General features: G+C 66.8%; 7 protein-coding genes. 4 read left to right on the forward strand and 3 right to left on the reverse strand.

What is annotated here, in order from left to right; all coding sequences use genetic code 11:
* Positions 1 to 313: 313 nt before the first annotated feature.
* A complete protein-coding gene (locus OG804_RS03125; RefSeq protein WP_328393641.1) occupies positions 314 to 2,536 on the reverse strand; it encodes a 3'-5' exonuclease in 2,223 nt (740 codons plus the stop codon).
* Positions 2,536 to 8,892, reverse strand: a complete 6,357-nt coding sequence (locus tag OG804_RS03130) for a DEAD/DEAH box helicase (protein ID WP_328393643.1) — start codon at positions 8,890 to 8,892, stop codon at positions 2,536 to 2,538. Before OG804_RS03130 ends, OG804_RS03125 begins: the two co-directional genes overlap by 1 nt.
* A 409-nt stretch (positions 8,893 to 9,301) precedes the next feature.
* On the opposite strand from OG804_RS03130, the gene OG804_RS03135 reads away from it, so the two are divergent.
* Genes OG804_RS03135 through OG804_RS03150 form a run of 4 tightly spaced genes read left to right on the forward strand, consistent with a single transcriptional unit; the run spans position 9,302 to position 17,407 of the window.
* Entirely contained in the window at positions 9,302 to 10,498 is a 1,197-nt protein-coding gene (locus tag OG804_RS03135) for a TIGR02679 family protein (protein WP_328393645.1), read from the forward strand.
* Positions 10,499 to 10,543: 45 nt separating this feature from the next.
* Positions 10,544 to 12,076, forward strand: a complete 1,533-nt coding sequence (locus tag OG804_RS03140; RefSeq protein ID WP_328393647.1) for a TIGR02677 family protein — start codon at positions 10,544 to 10,546, stop codon at positions 12,074 to 12,076.
* Positions 12,077 to 12,101: 25 nt separating this feature from the next.
* Entirely contained in the window at positions 12,102 to 13,358 is a 1,257-nt protein-coding gene (locus OG804_RS03145; protein WP_328393649.1) for a TIGR02678 family protein, read from the forward strand.
* Positions 13,355 to 17,407 carry a TIGR02680 family protein gene (locus OG804_RS03150; protein ID WP_328393651.1) on the forward strand — a complete coding sequence of 1,351 codons (4,053 nt, stop codon included), beginning with the start codon at positions 13,355 to 13,357 and terminating at the stop codon, positions 17,405 to 17,407. Before OG804_RS03145 ends, OG804_RS03150 begins: the two co-directional genes overlap by 4 nt.
* 81 nt (positions 17,408 to 17,488) lie before the next feature.
* Here the strand turns inward: OG804_RS03150 and OG804_RS03155 are convergent, their stop codons facing one another.
* Positions 17,489 to 18,979 carry an HNH endonuclease signature motif containing protein gene (locus tag OG804_RS03155; RefSeq protein ID WP_328393653.1) on the reverse strand — a complete coding sequence of 497 codons (1,491 nt, stop codon included), beginning with the start codon at positions 18,977 to 18,979 and terminating at the stop codon, positions 17,489 to 17,491.
* Positions 18,980 to 18,990 lie beyond the last annotated feature (11 nt).

Consider the following 18,990-nt stretch of genomic DNA (forward strand, 5'->3'; position numbering starts at 1 on the left):
ATCATCGCGATTTTACCTCTTGTCAGGAGAATCGCAGGGTCGGCACAAATCTGCGCGAAGTTCTCGAAGTCGACGAATATGACGAATATGTGCGCCGGCATCGCTGTGAAGCCATCTGCTGCACTCATCCCGAACCAGGTGGCGAGGTAGTCGCTCCTCCGCTTACCAGCCGGTGCCCTCGCGGCCGTCGCGACGCCGGTCCGCCGGGTGAACAGTGAGGTGGTCTTTCGCCGGGTTGGACGAGGCCAAGCTGAGGCGATGTCGAAGACGCTGCTGCGGGACAGGTGCAGCGGTGTGATCGGCTCGGCGGAAGCTACTTCGTGTACCGGCCCAGCAGCTCGGACCGCCGCCCGCTCCAGGTGACCACCACTTGATCACGAGCTCGGCTCGCCGCGACATACAGCAGCGACCGCTCCCGCAGGTCCGCTTCGCCGCGCTCCTCCTCCGGAACACCGTGGAGGCCGGCCCGTGCGGGCACATGGGCTTCGTCGATTCCGGCGAGGACCACTCGGGAGAACTCCATCCCTTTCGATCGGTGCATCGTCATGACCTGGACGTATCCGGGGACCGGCGGGTTGTCGTCCAGAGCCCGGGCCTCGACCCCGCGTTCGGCGAGTCCGCGCACCATCTGGTTGCGGTCGTTGAGGCTGCGGGTGAGAACAGCGATGGTGTCGCGGTCGGCATCGTTGTCCGGCTGCAGCCACTCCTTGATCTGTTCCGCCACTGCCTGAAGTTCATCGCCGGACGAATCGTATTGGCGCAGATCGGGCTTCGGCCCGTTGCGCGCCGAGCGATAGTCGGCGGTGGACTCCTCGCCTTCCTCCAGGTCGTGGTAGTCGGCGCCGTCGAGGATGCTCATGGCCAGGTGCAGGTTCTGCGCGGTCGTCCGGTAGTTGAGGGTCAACCGCCGGGACCGACCCACGATCTTGATACCCAGACGCCCCAGCACAACGGGCTGTCCGTAGATGCGCTGGTGCGAATCCTCGGCGATGAAAATATCGTTTGTGCCTTCGGCAACCAAAGAGCGCAGCATTCGCCAATGGGTCGCGTGCAGATCCTGCGCCTCGTCCACGATGACATGGTCGGCGAGCTGGCCGGCTCCCGAGTGCGCGCGCAGGCGCAGGTGTTCCGCGGCGACGGCCAGCACCTCGGGGAAGCTGAAGGTGTCGTCCATTCGGCTCCGGCGCCGGTAGGCCTCGACGAGTTTCCACACCGCGATCCGCTGGGGCCGGGTCAGCCGCACACCCCGGCCGGGCCGGGCGATGCGTGCGTACTGCTCCAGTGTGGTGATCTTGTTGGCGAGGATAACCGAGGTGTACTCGGTTTCGAGGAACCACGGGGTGGACAGTCGTGGGTCGAGCCCGCCGGCAACGGAGTCCACCACCTCCCGCCACATCCGGTCCTGCTTGGTGCGGGCCGTCGATACCTCGGTACGGGCGCCGAGTACCGCTTCCACCGCCGGGCCGATATCGTCGGCCAGTTTGACGATATCGCTGGCGAGCTTGTCGATACCTTCGACATAGATCCCGCGCCGGCCGGGCCGGTCGGCGATCTCGATACCGGGATCCAGTGCGCGCAGATCGCCCTCGAGGTTCTTGGCGAGCATTTTGTTGAAGGTGGTCAAGACGATGCGCGCGTCCGGATTGCGGCGCAGCAGGTTCCGCGCCCGATGGATGGCTACCACGGTCTTGCCGGTGCCCGCGCCGCCGGAGAGGCGGAACGGCCCGTGGTAATCCTTCTCGGCGTAGGTGCGCTGTTCGGGGTGCAGGAAAACCCGCCAGGCCGCGAAGTCGCCGCCCTCGATGACCCGGCGCAGCTCGTCGTTGCCGTCGATATAGGTGAACTGGATCTGCGAGGCGGGGCGATCCAGCGCCTCCATGATCCGGTCGTCCTCGTCCACCGAGGTATCGACCGGTACGTCGGTAAAGAGGTACTTCTCCCGGATTTCATCGATCGCCGCTCCGCAGGCGAGCTCCATCAGCGCGTCGGCCTGCCAGCCGCCGATATCTGCGGCGATATCGTTGATCACGTAGTCGTCGGAGGCGGCGAGTGCGCGTTCGGCGATCGCTGGATCGAGACCGAGCCGCTCGGTGAGCGCGGCGAAGGTGAAACCCGCTTGGGCGAGGAATCCGCGGTCGGCGCCGGCTTTTTCCTCGATCGGCGCGGTGGGGGAGGCGGGCGCAGTTCCCGCTCCGGGTTCGGTGAGAATGCCCTCCAGAATTCCGTTGACCGGATTGACCCGCAGGATGGCGCGTTCGGCGATGGAGTTCGCCTCGTCGTGAGGCCAGGTGCCCATGTAGACGTAGGTCGTGCCTCCTTCTTTGGGGTCTACGCGGAACAGCACGGCGCGGTGGTTGAGGTCGACTCGGCCGGTCCGTACTCGCCGGTCCGCGGCACCCTTCATCGGTTCGATGTGCAGGCCGGGCGTCGTATCGTCGGATTGCAGCTTCTCCAGGAAGCCGAACACCCGCTGGGCGATAGACCCGTCGATGCCGCGAAGCGATTTGTTCTGGTTCGCCATGACGATATTCGCCATCACATCACTCCGTTCGCAGTCAGGGCCGCCATGATCGGCGCGATCTCCGGTCCACAGATGGTCCACCCTTGGTCGGCAATCGTATCGGCGGCTGCCGCCACATCATCGAACAGCACACCGACACGTGGCCCCGGCCAGGCGATATCGATGACTTCCCCGTCGTCTGTCTCGAAACCCTGTGAGGGGAGAGGTGTTCCGGCCGACGCCAGCTCGCGGATGAGAGATCGCTCTCGATCGGAGATGCTGTCGGCGTACAGGGCTTGCCACTGTGGGCTCAGGTCGGAGGTATCGGCCTCGGTGGTTGTCGTCGGCGTGGGCGTCTCATCGGTCAGCAGATTACGGCTGGTGACGAGGTGGGCGTCGTACAACCCGAACCAGTTCGACAGCCGCAGCCATTCCTGCCAGGCGGATCGCCGGTCGACCGCGCGCCCGTCGTCGCGGTCGTCGAGCAGCAGCACCGCGGCACCCGTGCCGTTGTCCGTGCGCAGGGCGGCGGTGACGGCCAGAGGTCCGTCGGTGTAGGACCAGCAGGCGTACTGGCCTGCCGATATCTGCGCGTTCGCGTCGTCGAGCAGATTCAGGGCCCAGTTCGCCAGTTCGTCGCTGTCACCCTTGTGGCGGCTGTCGCGCATGAACATCAACGGCAACCAGCGGCCGACGGTGGACCATGCTTCGAGTTCGGGTTCGTCCATGAAGTAGAGCAGCTGGGTGATCGGGTCGGACTTGACGAGGTCGAATACCGCGGGCCGGAGATTGCCCTGTTTCATAGTGAGTTTGGCCAGATTGTCCAGATGCCACGATGGCGCGACCTGCTTCTTCTGCCCGGTGAACCGTTGCAGGTCCTCGTAACCGAACGACCAGACCATAACTCCACCCGACCGCAGAATCGCTCGTTTACGGGCATCGTCAGCGATCCGGTTGTTTTCTGCCGTGGCGTGATAGGCGTACCCGTCGGCGAACACTGCGATCACCGGGATCTCCGGATCGGTCGTCTTCAGCTCGAAATCGGGCACACTGTTGCCCATCTGGACCTGCGGGGTGAGCGTCCAGGTGCGAATCTTCCTACCGGGGACGGTGATCGTGGCCTTGTTGGCGTAAGTGCCGGGTGTCTCTTTGATGGTGGCCCCGAGGGTGCGCAATCGGTTCAGGAAGGCGATGTAGAACTCCCGCTCGAGTGGAGACTCCGAGCTCGCCGCCGGTTTCGCCGGTGTCTCTTCGACGATCGATTCCCGCCACGTCTCCCATACGGGGTCCGCCTCCTGTGCGCCCAGGATGAAGTCGAGGATCTTGGCCGCGGTTCTGCGGGAGACCTTGTCGAGCTCGTGCGGTGTGGTGAACGGCAGCAGACAGTTGTGGCAGGCCAGCCGCGCTTCGTCGGCGCAGGAACACTTGTGCAGGACTTCCCGGGCAGCGCGCAGCGCCGCCCACACCTTCTCCGGATCGGCGAATTCGGCGAGGTAGCCGGTTCCGCCGGGCACGGTGTCGTGGATGAGCAGGGCCTGCTGGTTGCGGTTGTACAGGGCATCGGTGATGGCGACGACATCCAGATGCTCCGGTGATCCGCCGATCACCTGGCGCAGCCCGAGCAGGATCGCCGCGCTCAGGCTGGGGTAGGCGAACGAGTCGTAGCGCAGGAAGGCCGGTACGTGCAGAAGCACGGCCTGGGTGCGGAGTGTGCGCGCCAGGGCGATCTCGCGGACGTGGTCCTCGGTGGCGGCCTTGCGGTACCTGCACCAGCTGCGGTGTTCGTGCGGATCGTTACGACCGGCAACGCGATCGAGCTGTCCGCAGCCCGAGCAGACGCGGAAAAGCCCCGTGGTGATCTCGGATCCGGCGATGGTGCGCCGCCCGCCCTGCGACGTGCGCCTGCCGAGGTTGAGCCAGCGGATATCGATCCGGCGCAGATATTCCGCGCCGAAGTCGTATTCGGTGGCGAACCAGCGGCGGGCGATAGTGTCCGGGTCGATATCGGCTGCGGTGACCACGGCATACATTTCGCGTTGGCGTTCGTCGCGGGCATCGGTGATCGCGGCCTCGTCGCGACGCACTTCCGCCGACACCTTCGCCATCTCCACCACCTGCAACTGCTGGCTCACATCGGCGATGGCTGCGGTGCCGCAGCGTGGGCATCGGCTCGGCGGTGGTGCGCTCTCCGCGGCCACGCTGCTGCCCGCCCAGCCGCATTGCGGGCACATCCGCCAGAGCTGGATATTCGCTTCGCCCGCGCCCAGGTCGACTGCGTCGATCTTCACCGCCAGGCCCTGTGCGTAGAAGGTGGAACCGGGTGCCAGTTCGGTCAGCGCGACCCGGGCGCCGCGGCGGTAACTCTCCGTATCACCCTGGTACTCCTTGCTCTCCGGATCGAACCAGGTGATGCCCACATCCAAGGTCACCGAATCGTCGAGGAGCGTGTAGTTGGGCAGGATTCCGTAGCGTTCGAGTACGCCGACCCAGTGTTCCCGAGTGAGGTCGTGGAGGTGTTTGCCGAGCAGACGCAAGGTCGCCCGGGCCGAGCGCAGATCGCGTTTGTCGTCGTCGGTGGCCGCGGGGGAGTTGGCGCGCTGCTCGAACTCGGGGAGCGCGGCGTCGACCGCCGTCCGGCGCTCGGTGATCTCGGTGACGTCGAGGTTCCACCGGTGCACGGCTTCGCGCAGTTGACGAACCATCGCGCTGGGCTCGCCCAGCTCTGTCGGTGCCGCCCAAGTGCGTAACGTCTCGCGGGGTGCCTCTGGGAGTAGGCTGCCGAACTGGTCCAGGAAGCCCTCGACGAGTTCGTCGGCTTTCAGATCGGCCAGTCCGATCAGTCCGGCCATCCACGTGCCTTCGTCGAAACTGCCGAGGACCGCGCGGGCCTCGATCGGATCCTGGGCGCCGGGCCGCCGCGCCAACTGGTCGACGATATGTGCGATGTACTGCCGTTGCAGGATTTCCTCTGCGGTGAGGAAGGTCGCGGGTGGACGGACCTCGCCCGAGATGACCGAGGTCGGATCGTACAGTTTCGGCAGATGCTCGCCGCGCCCGCGGACGAAGGCCAGGATGAGCGAATTGCCGGTGAGACGCCCGGCCCGGCCGCACCGCTGCAGATACGAGGCGACAGTACGCGGCAGCGAGCCGAGCATGACCGTCGACAGATCACCGATATCGATACCCATTTCGAGGGTGGGCGTGGCGACCAGGACGTTGGGTGCTGTGGGGTCGACACTGCGCTGCTTGAATTTGGTCTCATAGTCCTGGCGCAACTTGGGCGGCAGCAGCGAGGTGTGCTCGCGCGCCACCACCCGCTTCATCTCCGAGCGGTCGTAGAGGCCGCGATAGAAGTTGCCGGATCTCGGGGCGCGGTGCAGGGTGCCCGGGCAGCGGCTGAGCAGGCACGGCGCTCCGTCGAGTTGATCGACCACTGCGGCGGTACCCGGATTCTGTGTCTGGCAGACACCGCAGACCAGCAGGTGCCGGCCCGCCTCGAGATCCTCCAGGCTCGGCGCGCCGACCCGGATGCCGTCCTCGCTCAGTTGGTAGGCGGTGAGCGCTTTCTCGGTGGTGACGGTGGTGAGGATGCGCTCGTCGGTGAGGACGGCGAACAGTGAGCGGGCCAGGAATCCGCCGTCGAACGGTGCGACACCGAGACACCGGGACGCCCACAGTGCATACCACGACGAAGGCGCAGTGATCGCGTCGAATCCCTCCGGAACGGCGCGGGCACCGACTGCCGGAAATGCGGGAGCGGGGCGGCCCTTGGGAAATGCGGGCATACCCTCATTGCGCGCTTTTCGCGGCCGGCCGCCCCATACCCAGCGGCGGTTGGCGTCGTGCCGAACGTATTCGTCGAGCCAGGTATGCCGGATCGCGCCTTGGATCCGCATCCGTTCGACCGTGCCCCGGACCCATCGGCTGATCGCCGCTGCGTCGATATCCGCCAGCGTCAACTGGTATTCGGTGTTGTCGAGCGCGTGGGCGCCCAGCCGGGCCACTCTGCCCGGCGAGCCGAGATCGACCTCGGCGACCACGCTCCCGGTGAGCTCGAGGGTGCGGCCGAGTCGCGATTGCAGTCCGAATTCCAGGTCGATATCGAACTGCACCCGGCGCCGGACCTTCTTCGTCGCCTCCCGGCGCTTGGCCGCGGTCGCCTCGAGCTGCCAGAACGCCTCGAACTCGTCGCGCTCGACGATATCGGGCGCGAGCAGGTGGTATCGCCGGGTCGGGTCGTCGCCCGCTCGGTCGATCACCGCGTCACACAGTTCGGTGAGTGTGAGCAATTCTGCTCCGGTGACCCTTTCGCCCAGCGCGTTTCGCAACGTGGACCGAAGGCTCAACGTGTGCGAGCGGGCCTGGACGAAACCCGCGCGATGCGCGGCGTCCTGCACGCTGTCGGTGAACATGAGCGCCTTCTTCTCGTCGGCGTCCAGTTCGGCATCCCCGTACATGGTCGACAGTGCCACCGAGAGCTGGGTGGCGACCGCGCTACCGAGAAACCGGATCCCGTCGGCCGTATTACAGGCCGGGCACACATCCTTCGTGGAATCGTCGTCGGCCGCGGGCCCGTGCAATACGAGGACAGGCAGCACTCGCCCCTCCAGCACCTCCGTGCTCTCCGGATCCGGTACCTCGTCGCCGACCTCACGGTCCTCGATGCGCAGCCACCGCAGATCCTGCACCGGCGGGTCCTGCTCCGCTTCGACCGGAGCGGAGATCAAGGCACGGATCCTGGCATTGCCGGAGAGGTGCTGGGTGCGGACGGAAGACTGGTCCGGGTCCAGCGCGTACCCGGTGGGTGCCAGCCGCACACCCCAGCCGGAGCGTCCGCAATGCCTGCAGAACAGCGCCGGCGCATACTCGGCACCGCCGCTCTCGGTATCGCCGTCATCGGCCCAGCGGAACCGAGTGTTGGCCGAAACCTCCCGATCGATCCGGGACAGCTCCCGGATCCACAGATGCACATCGACATTCAGCGCCGAACGTCCGATCTCGGCCCGCAGATGGGAGAGCGCCGCGAAAACATAGTCCAGGTACCGTTGCCGGATCGCCCGGCCGCGTTGGTTATCGCGTTCCGCCGACGACACGGACAAGGTTCTCGCGGCCAGCTCGGCCAAGGAGATGGCCTCGGTCGAGCGATCGAGTAGCCGGGCGAACCAGTGGTGCTTCTTCAGCAGATCCAGCTGTTCGGTCTCGTCGAGGCGGCGCAGTTCGGCGGCCAGCTCCGCGAAAGTGGGGTGCTCGTCGCCGGTGCGCTCGAATAGAGTCGCGAGGACCGCGGCCGCGAGATACGCGTTGTTGGGGGAGCGGCTGCTGAAGGCGTCGAGGTCGTCGACCGCCTGCTCCGCGGACGGGGCGATCGGGACATAGCGGCGATCGAGCCCGGCATCGCGATCCGCCAGCCAGTCCCGCAGCTCGACCCGAGTTTCCCCGACAAGCGAATCTTCCCCGAACACCTCACCGAACACGGTGTGCGCGAACTCGAGCATGGCGGTCGGTTCGCCCCCACCGCCGAGGGTCGCGGAGGTGGCCACCGGCGTGATCTGCCCCAGGGGCCGTGCCCGGTCTTCGTCGGCGACCTGTGACGATTCGGTCCAATACGATTTCACGGCCAGCCCGAGACGACGCAGCAGCATCGCGACATCGGTGCCCTGAGCGCCGTCGTAGGTGTGGAACTCGTCGAGCACCACATACTGCAGCGATTCCGCCGACTGCCGCCATATCGCGGCACGGTCGGGGCGCAGCAGCAGATGATCGAGCATCTTGTAGTTGGTGAGCAAGATATCCGGCGGCGAATCGTGCATCAGCCGCCGATCCGTGATCAAACCCTCTGCCGAGACCAGAGTGCGCCCGCCGGAGCTCTGTTCACCGGTGTACAGGCCCGCGGTGACACCCGACAGCTCCGGATGCGCGCTGATCAGCCGCGCCAGCCGCTGTTCCTGATCGTTGGCCAGCGCATTCATCGGATAAATGATCAGCGCCTTCATCCCCGCGAGGCCCTGTTTCTTGGCGCGCACGACATGATCGAGGATCGGGATGAGGAACGATTCCGTCTTACCGGAACCAGTGCCGGTGGTCACCAGTGTCGGCTGGGGGCGTGCCTGGAACTTGGTCGACAAACGCTCGAATGCCTTGGCCTGATGGCCGTAGGGTACGAACTCGTCCGGCAGCCAATCCAGGTGCATACCCCAGTTGCCGCGGGCCGGGGCGAAGGGCAGACGTAACCGGACGTAGGGGCCCTTGAACATGCCGTCCTTGGCGTCGCCGACGAAATCGGTGAGCGCGGCCTGGGTATCCGGGTCGGTGAGCGCGAAGGTGGTCGCCAGGTAATCGGTCAAACCTTCACGCAGCCGGTTGGCCTGCAAGGTCGGTAGGAGAGCCCCCACAAATGCTCCTGAGTTGTCGGTCGACGCGGCGGGTCGGGCGGATACTCAGCCCGCTGACCAGTCGTTTCGCCGTCGGGCATCGCTTCGGATGTTAGCTCAGGTACCGATCGGGTGCCCCGCGATCGCTACCTCCCGGCCGAACTGCGCACCGGCTGGAAACATCCACACTCCCCGCGTCGATATACGCCGCGCACACGCTGCGAGGAGGCAACCTGATGGTCGTTCCGGTGCGTCGAATAGTTACAGGTGCAGATCTGAGTCGACGGCGGTGTGGCGGGGCGGTATTCATCGTATTGATGTGCAACGAGTAGCGCGGCCACCTTGGGTGTGACTCGTACCGGAAAATGAACCGATGGACAGCGGATGTGAAGCCCCGGATGGTGCAGCGAACAAGCACACAATCGATTCGGTGCACCGCCTGTCACCCGACCTGCAGCCAGTGTGGGAAGTGCTGCATCGGCGGATATCCGAGGGGCGTCCGGTGCACCGGATCAAAGTCGGTCCGTTGACCGACGCGCAGCGCACCGCGGTCGCCGACCTGCTCGGGGACGTCAGGCTACCCGGCGAGTACTGGTCGATCGGTCTTTCGCGCCTGGACGATGTGCTGTTCGACAGGATCGGATGCGATGGGCGGACCGTTGTCGAACAATTGCTCGGCCCGGTCGGCAACCGGGCCGCCGAGCGCAGTGCGGCGGCCGCGGAGCGATCCGCGCTGTGGGAGTGGCTCGCCGGGCACGACGTCATCCGCGCCCAGCCCGTACTGGGCGCGTGGGCCGCAGCCATGCGGCGGGCCGGTCTGGTAGGCGGATCGGTCGAGCGGACCAGGCAGGAATTGGACTGTGCGCTGCGGGTCCTGCGTGCAATCCCCGCCACCGGCTCGCCGCTGCCGGTGTTCGCCGAATCGACGGTGGGTGACCCGCACGCCTTGGACGAAGGCAACCGGCTGCAGACGATGATCGTTCGCGCGCTGACAATTCTGTACGACCGGGAGCTTCCCACCGGCGCCGCTGAACTCCGTCAGCTGTGGGCCTGCGCGGGTATCAGTGACGACGAGCTGTCCTCGACAGTGCTACTGGCCGGTGTCCCGGTGCACGGTGCGACCGGGCCGGTCCCCGAAATTCTGCGTACCTGTGCCCGCACGGGTACCGCGGCCGTCCTGACATTGCAACAGCTGCGGCGCACACCGCGGTGGCCGGCGGCGGCCGAGCGGGTGTTCGTGGTGGAGAATCCCAGCATTCTGGCTATGGCGCTGCAACGTTTCGGAGACCGCTGCCCGCCGATGATCTGCATATCCGGGTGGCCGAGCAGCGCCGCGGTGGAGTTGCTCCGGCAAGCCGCGGATGCCGGCGCCGGCCTGTGGTACCACGGTGATTTCGACGGTGACGGGTTGCGGATCGCCGCCAATCTCGTAGCCCGGCTGGGTGCGCGGCCCTGGCGGATGTCCAGCGCGGATTACCTGGCGGCGTTCGTCCCGGAGGGCCCGCCCGTGGGCAGGGTCGAGCCCGTGCCGTGGGATCCGGAGCTGGCCGGCCATATGGTCCGGCTGGGGCGTGCGGTACCGGAGGAACGAGTCGCGGACACGTTGTTCTCCGATATCGCCCCGTAATGCGCAACTACGCTGGACTGCATCCGAGTACACCGAGGAAAACAGATGGAACCGATCCGCGTACCTCCCGAAATGTTCCGATTCACCAGCGGTGATCGGGCGGGCCTGTACGTGTCTGTATTGCATGCCTTCGCCGAGGCGAACGACCGGCTGGAGACAACCCTCGGAATCGACGATGTACGAGCACGCCTGCGATCGGTGGGCCGGCTCGAACCGATCGACGACGACACCTTGACCGCGGCTCTCGACCAGCTGCGTGAATGGAAACTGCTGGGCGTCATCCAGAATCACGCGGAGAACTACCGTACGGCCGTCGAATACGAGCGGCGTAATCTGCTGTACTCGGTGACCCGTCAGGGTGAGGCCGCATTCGCCGGCGTGGTCCACGCGATGACCATGCTCGCCTCCTCTGGTGCGCTGCAGACCGCCGTCCTGGATGCGATCGCCGACCGGCTGGCCGATCTGTCGCGAGAACTCGACTCCGGCTCGGACCGCCGGGTCTACACGGCGTTGACCGAACTGGAGTCGCACCTGGAGGCATTGCGTGGCAACACCAAGCAGTTCAACGGCGAACTACAGCGGCTGTTGCGCGCCGAGGGCGTAGATTTCACCGTCTTCCATGAGGTAAAAGGCGCCACGGTCGCTTACCTCGAGGAATTCTTCACCAACCTGGAATTCCGGTCCGGCACCATCGCGTCCCGAGTCCGGCTGATCGAAGACTACGGCGTGACACAGATGCATCAGCGTGCCCTGCGCGGGGCCGAACTGCCGCAGCTGGGCGGTGCGGATCCGCATGCGGCCTGGCTGACGCAACGCCGGGCACGCTGGGACGGGATCCGCGCGTGGTTCCTTCCGGAAGACGGCACCGAACCACGGATCGAGCAGTTACGTGATGTCGGCCGGAAGGCGGTCGTCAGCTTGTTGCAGGTGCTCGACCGGATCACCGAATCTCGGCGCCGCTCGAGCAATGCGATCGCCGATTTCCGTGAGCTGGCCCGCTGGTTCACAGTGCTCCCGGACCGGGACGACCTGAACAGGTTGTGGTCCACTGCTTTCGGATTGTCCCCTGCCCGGCACGCGCACCTCGCGCATCCCGACCCCGAGCTGGTGAGTTCGAGCGAATCCTGGAATACCGCGCCGGCGGTGGAAGTATCGCCGCTGCTGCGGTCGGCCGGGCGTACCGAACGCATCGGCCGGACCGCCGCACTGCGGGATATCGCCGCCGTCCGAGCGGCCCGCGCCGCTCGCGCCGCCGCCGAACGTGCGCAGCTCGAAGCGGCCTGGGACATGCTCGACACCGGTGGCGTGGTCCGGCTGTCGGCCTTCGACGCGCTGGACCACGACGTTTTCGAACGACTGCTGGATCTCCTCGGTCGGGCGCTGGGCGCATCTCCCACATCCGACGGCGCCCGGCGCGGCCGGACCAGCGACGGCCGGGTCGAGATCGTGTTACATCCGCCGCCGGACGGGGCCACCGCGACCTTGACCACTCCGCACGGAGTGTTCCGTGGTCCCGACTATCTCGTGGAAGTCTCCGCACCAGGCTCCCCCGCGCGGCGAAGCGAAGCAACCGGATGATCGTCGGCTGTTCAGGAATCCGCGCATGAGTCAACTCGCCAACCAGCTGGTGATCGCCGAGCGCGAGGAAATCGCGCACGGTATCCGCCGCTTGCTCGCCGAACCGCTGATCACCGAACGCGCCGCCCCACTGGAATTCGATGTGATCCGCCGGCGGCGCGAGCCGATCGCGAAATGGTTCGACTACTACACCGGCTGGGCGCTAGTGGTGGAACCCCGCCTGGGTTATGCCCGGTTGATCAAGGTGCGCTGCGCCACCGACCCGACCCGCCCGGCGCGCCGGCTCCGTTCGAGCCGTGCGGAGTTCGACCGCCGCCGCTATGTCCTGCTGTGTGTGGTGGCAGCCGAATTGTTCACCGCACCGGTGACCACGATCGGGCTGCTCGCCGGCCGGGTGCGTGCCGCTACCACCGAAGACCCGGTGCTGGCGAATTTCGACAGCAGCAGCCGCGCGGAGCGGATGGCATTCGTGGACGTGGTGCGCTTTCTCGAGTCGCTGGGTGTGCTGGATACGATCGACGGCACGGCCGACGCCTTCCTGGACTCCGATAAGGCGAAGGTCCTGTTCCGGGTCGACACCACCCTGCTGCTGCGGCTCCCGGCCACGCCGGTAGGACCGTCCCGGCTGGCCGTGCCCGCGGACGAGGTGCCCTTGCATTTCGGGGATATCCTCACCGAACTCACCCGGGAACGGCGGTACGGCCTCGCGGGCGAGCGGCCGGGCCGCCACGCCGATCCGGGCGGGTACTCGGACGCCCAACGCAACCTGTGGCTACGGCACACGGTATTCCGCCGCCTGGTCGACGACCCGGTCGTCTACTTCGACGACCTCACCGCCGAGGAACGCGCCTACCTCGCCTCACCCACCGGCCGGCAGCTGCTCCGCCGCGCCGCGGATCAGGGCGGTTTCGTCCTGGAGGAGCGCGCTGAGGGAATTCTGCTGGTGGATCCGGAGGCGATCGCGACCGATACCAAATTCCCGGACGACTCCGGCACCGCCAAGGTCGCCGCCCTGCTGCTCCTCGATGGAATGTACGGTCCGGCGACCGAAGAACAGCTCCAGCGCAAGGCAGCCGAGATCCTGACCAGGTTCCCCCGCTGGGCGAAAAATTATCGCGGTGACGACGGTGCCCGGCAGTTGGCCGGCGATGCCGTCGCGGTGCTGATCTCGTTCGGACTCGCCCGCCGTTCCACCGCAGGCCTGGTGACACCGCTACCCGCCGCGGCGCGATACCGGGTCGACCGAATCCGCTCGACCGAGAGCAGTGAGGACACGCCGTGACGGTCACCGTCCATCCCGAAGGAACCGGGCAGGCGCAGCGTTCCCCGCGCTGGATACCTACCCGCGCGGGTATTCTGAATGTCTGGCGCTACTACGACGAGGTTTTCGAGTTCCACGAGGGCCGGTTGCTGTTGCGTGGCCCGAACGGCAGCGGCAAGTCGAAGGCGCTCGAACTGTTGCTGCCGTTCCTTTTCGACGCGAGCCTGCGCCCCAACCGCTTGTCCACGTTCGGCACCGGTGAACGCACCATGCACTGGAACATGATGGGGGAGGGCAACCCCGGTGCTACCCGAGTCGGCTATGTCTGGCTCGAATTCCATTGCCCGGGCGCAGATGAGGAATGGTTCACCTGCGGCGCACGACTGCAGGCGACCAGCCGCACCACCTCGGTGCACCCGGACTACTTCACCACCCGGCAGCGAGTCGGGATCGACAGCCCGGCCGGCTCGTTGCAGCTGACGCAGGACAACCGCCCCCTGACCCGCGCTGCGCTGGGCGAACGACTCGACGGTCCGGGCCGGGTGCACGACGACGCCGGCCACTACCGGTCGACCCTGCGCGCCACCCTCTTCCCCACGCTGAGCGAGCAGCGTTACGACGCGATGATCACCGCACTGCTGCAGCTGCGCACGCCGAAACTGTCCCAGCGGCTCGACCCGTCGCTGCTGTCGATCTTGCTGTCCCGTGCACTGCCGCCGCTGAGCCACGGCGATATCGCCGATCTCGCCGAAGGTTTCGAGCGTCTCGACGCCCAGCGGGAACGACTGGCTCGGCTGGACGCGGAAGTGACCGCGACCCGGACGCTGGCCCGGCATCAGCAGACCTACGCCAGGCGGGTGCTGCGCGCACATGCGGCCAAGCTGATCTCGGCGACCAGCGAGATGGACAAGTTCTCGGCGGCCGCGAAGAAGTCGGCCGAGGACTACGAGCATGCTGTGCAGCAACAAGCGGATACCGAGCAGGCGAAGACCGCCGAGACTGCTGGCATGCGGCAAGCGCGGGGCCGGCTGGAGGGCCATCGGAAATCGAAGGCTTACGAAGCGGGCTCGCGGCTGGAAGAGCTGCGCACACAGGTGCGCCAGGCGCAGCGCCGAGCCGAGGCTGCCGCGGGCACAGCGCACAGCACGCAGGCACTCGCGGAGTCCGATGCCGCAATACATGAGCAGGCTCTGCACGATCAGCAGAGCTTGGAGCAGCTCGCCTCGGTGGCCGCCGAGGAAGCCCGCAATGCCGCGCACCGGGCCGGAATGACCAGCGTGTACCGGGAACTGACGCAGCGCCCGGTCGCAGAAGGTGCGCGCCCGTTGTTGCGCGGTGCGGTACGCAGCCGGACCGAAGAACTCGACAAGGTCGAGAGGGTGCTGCGTGCCCGCGAATCCGCTGTGCGCGAACGAGATGACGCCGAATCAGCCCTGGAGACCGGACGCGCCCGGGCCACCTCCGCCGACCAGCAGGTGACTGTGGTGGCCGCGGAGCGCGAGCGCGAACTCGAGGTGCTGCGCGACCGCATCAGGGAATGGGCGCAGGGATGCAAGGTGCTGATATTCGAGCATCCCGAAACACTGGTCGAACTGGCCGAGCACGAATCGCACCTGGTCGACGCCGTGAACCGGGCGGCGAGATTGCGTCTGCAGGAGCTCACGAGAGAAGCCTCGTCCCATGAGCAGCTGAAAGCCGCGGTGAACGCAGCGCGCGCCGCGGCGACTACCGAACGTGACCGGCTTCGGGCGGAACACGATATCGAACCGGCCGCACCGGCATGGCGTACCACCGATCGAACCAGGATGCTCGGGGCCCCGTTGTGGCGGCTGATCGATTTCGCCCCAGCGACCGCTCCCGCGACCGCCGCCCGCATCGAGGCTGCGCTGGAAGCCGCGGGGCTACTGGATGCCTGGGTGAGCGCGGGTGGGGTGGTGGACGGCCACGATATCTTCGCCGATCCCACTGCGCTCACGGCCGTGGCCGGCACGAACCTGACCGATGTGCTGGTCGCCGTATCCGGCGCCGGGGTACCGCCGGAGACTGTCCGGAAACTGCTGGCAGCTATCGCCTATGGTGCGCAGGTACCGCCCGGCGCCGTGGCCGGCGTAGGCGCGGACGGCAGCTGGCGGCTCGGTAACCTGACCGGCACCGCCGGAAAAGATCAGCCCACCTATATCGGCGCCGCCGTCCGGGAGCAGTTCCGGCAGCGCCGCATCCGAGAGCTCACCGACGAGATCGCTGAACATGATGCCGCGGTCGACGCCGCGAACGAGCAGCTGCAGCGGTTGTTCGCGCAGCAGGAACTGCTCGAGTCCGAGGTGGGCGGCTGCCCGGGCTTCGACCGGCTGACCGCGGCCGAGGGCCGGCTGATCCGCGCCGAATCGGATCTGAAAGCCGCCGAAGACCAGGTGCGGGAACGAGTCGCGACCCTTTCTCGCAAGGAGACCGCGGTCAAACAAGTCCTGCACGCTCTGGCGACGCTGGCCGCGGAAACCGGACTACCCACCGACACCACCGCGCTCACTACCTTGCGCGATGCGCTGGAAGACTTCAACGGTCAGGCCACGGCCTGGCTCGACGCGCACCGGGACGCCGATTCCGCTCGTGCGCTGACCGCCACGCGCGCCGAACATGCCCAGCGTTCGGCCACCCAGGCCGCCCGAGACGCGGAGAATGCGGTACGCGCCGAGGCCGAACACCGGGAAGCGGCGGCCGAATGCGAGGGCGTCGAGCAGTCGGTCGGCCGCGAATACCGTGACGTGCTCGCCGAGATCAACCGGTTGGAGCGGAAGATCGACGAGTACAACGACAGTATCGAGGCGCATCGGCAGCTTCTCGTCGAACTTGCCGGCGAGATCGGCGGCCTCGAAAAGCTCTGCCAGAGCAAAACTGTCGATCTCAGCACCGCCACCGAGTTCCGCGATCGGCACGCCCGGCGCTTCCGTCATCTCGCTGTCGGCAGCCTGCCCGCCGACAGCGATCTGCCCGACCTCGCCGCATTCCGGAAAACCCTGTCCGCGTCCGACGGCGTCCGCGCCGCGCTCGATGCGGCCCGGCTCGTCGCGGCAGCCTGGCCCACCATCCCGTACGAACCCGCCAACCTGAACGACGCCGCGCGCCGCCTCAACGACTCTGTCCACGAATGCCGCACCGGGCTCGGCGGCCGCGCCGATCTCGATCTGGAAACCGATGAGGACGTTCAGGTATTCGCCGCCGTGGTCGACGGAATCCGCGTCGGCAGCAGCGAACTGCTGCGTATCCTCACCGCGGAAGCGCAGGAGAGCAAGAAGGAAATCACCGAACAGGAACGCCTGCTGTTCGACCGGACGCTGACCGGTGACACCCGCCGGCACCTCGCGGCCCGTATCCGTCAGGCCAACGAACTCGTCGACGCGATGAACACCCGCCTCCGGCAGGTCCGTACCTCCTCGAACGTCGCTGTCCAGCTGGTATGGCAGGTCGGCAAAGACCTGCCACCCGGCACCAAAGCTGCCCGCGACCTCCTGCTGAAGGACCCGGCCGGCCTCGGCGACGCGGACCGCGAATCGCTGCACCGTTTCCTGCGCGGCCGCATCGAGGAAGCCAAAGCCGACGGGACGGCGACCAGCTGGGAGCAGCAGCTTGCCCAGGTTTTCGACTACACCGCCTGGCATCACTTCGTGGTGAAGATCGACCGCGGCAAAGGCGACGGATTCCAGGAGCTGACCAAGAAACTGCACGGCGCACTCTCCGGCGGCGAGAAAGCGATCGCCCTGCATCTACCGCTGTTCGCTGCCGTGGCCGCCCACTACCAGGCCGCACCACAAGCGCCTCGGGTGATCCTGCTGGACGAAGTGTTCGTCGGTGTCGACGCCGCCAACCGTGGTCAGATCTTCGCTCTGCTGTCAGCGCTCGACCTGGACCTCGTCCTCACCTCCGACCACGAATGGTGCACATACGAGGAGCTGAGCGGTATCGCAATTCACCAGATAGTGGGCGGCGACGGCGACGAGGCCGTGACCACGGCCCGGTTCACCTGGAACGGCCGGAAGCTGATCCCCGATCTACTTCCGGACGCGCCTGAATAGTGAACAGGCGCGCCGGCCCGTTTTCCTCGGCAGCTGCGCGAGCCCGCTGTCACCGGCGGCACGTGGTACTCGCCGCCGGATTCACGCTGCGGTAGGTGCGGGTGGTGCGTGCGTTCGCAGCCATCGCCGGTGTCCTTGCCGGGCGTGCTCCTCGCGGGCATGGATTCGTAAGAGCGTCTCGGCGAGGAGCTCCCCGGCCCGGTGTCTGTGGTTGATCCGTGGGATCCCCTCCGGATCGATATGCTGTGGCGCGATCCATACGGTGCGTCCCGCATACGGGGACCGGGGCCCTTCTGTCTTCGTTTTCCACCCGCCGGGCCCGTCGTGGATCAACGCGTGGCAGGAGTCGCAGGCCAGAGTCAGGTTTGTGACGTCTGTAGTCCCGTTCCTGCGGTACTCGAGGACGTGGTGGACGGCGCACAGGCTCGCCGGGGCGTTGCAGCCCGGCCGAGAACAGCCCTTCAGCGCGGCAATCAACGCCAAACGTTGTGCGGGCGAGGCGAGGCGTTTCACCCTCCCCAGGTGCAGCGGCATTCCCGCATGATCGAACACCGCCAGCCAGGGTTGTGACCGTTCGGCCAAGGCCAATGCATCCCGCAGCGGCACAGTGCCACCGGTCGCGGTGGTCGCCACCCCGGAGGCATTTTCCAGATCATCGACTTTCATCGTGAGGATGGTCGCGACGGGCACTCCGCGGTGCGTCCCGAGCCGGTCGGCGATGACACCGGAGTGCAGAAGGGTTTTCAGCGCGTCGTGATTGCGCTGTGCCGGAGTGCGGTGGTCGCGGGCTGTGGCGTCCGCGGGCGCGGCCGGGTCGGCGCGATCGGCATCGACCTGTGGACCGGCGGGGTCGTCGGGATTACACATGCCGGGGCGAGCGTATTTGGCCAGTACGGGATCCAGCAGCGCCCGCAATACCGGGTCGATCTCTCCCCGGATAGGGCTCATCCCGTCGGGGCGTTGCCTGCCCAGGGTGATGCCGCGCATCCGGGCACGGTCTGTGTTGGTGGTGAGTCGGCCATCGGGGTCCAGATACGCGAGGATCCGATCACCGATCCTGCCGATATCGTCCGGTGAACCGGAGCGGGCGAACTCGGCCAGAATCTGCTCCGCCGCTTCCCTGTCCTGGTGCGTGGCACCGCGCGGGACCCGGTTCACCACCGAGGCGATCCCGCGAGCGTGGTCGGCGGAGATCTCCCCTTCCGCCAATGCCTTTGCGGTATGCGGCAATCGGGGCGGTACCGGATAACCGGCCATGTCGTGGAAGGTGGCAACCCATGCTGCTTGATGCACCCGAGCACCGGCGTCCGCGCCGGCCAGCCGGAGGGTCTGCATCAGGAAGTTCTTCAGCGACTTCGCGCCGAGCCGGGCAGGCAACGCTCGCTCACTGGCTTCCACCAGCAAGCGATGCTGCACCGAAGTCAGCAGCCGGGCGCACCGTTCCACCTCCCGTATAGCCGCGAGGACTTCGTCATCCGACAGCGCGGTGAGTGGCAGTGTGGTCAGACGCGTGACCGTCGTGTGCAGTGCGCCGGTGGTTTCGCCACCCTCTCCCCATCCCCCCGAATGCATGTTCGAACCCT

This window comes from Nocardia sp. NBC_00416 (genome assembly GCF_036032445.1).
Lineage (GTDB): Bacteria > Actinomycetota > Actinomycetes > Mycobacteriales > Mycobacteriaceae > Nocardia.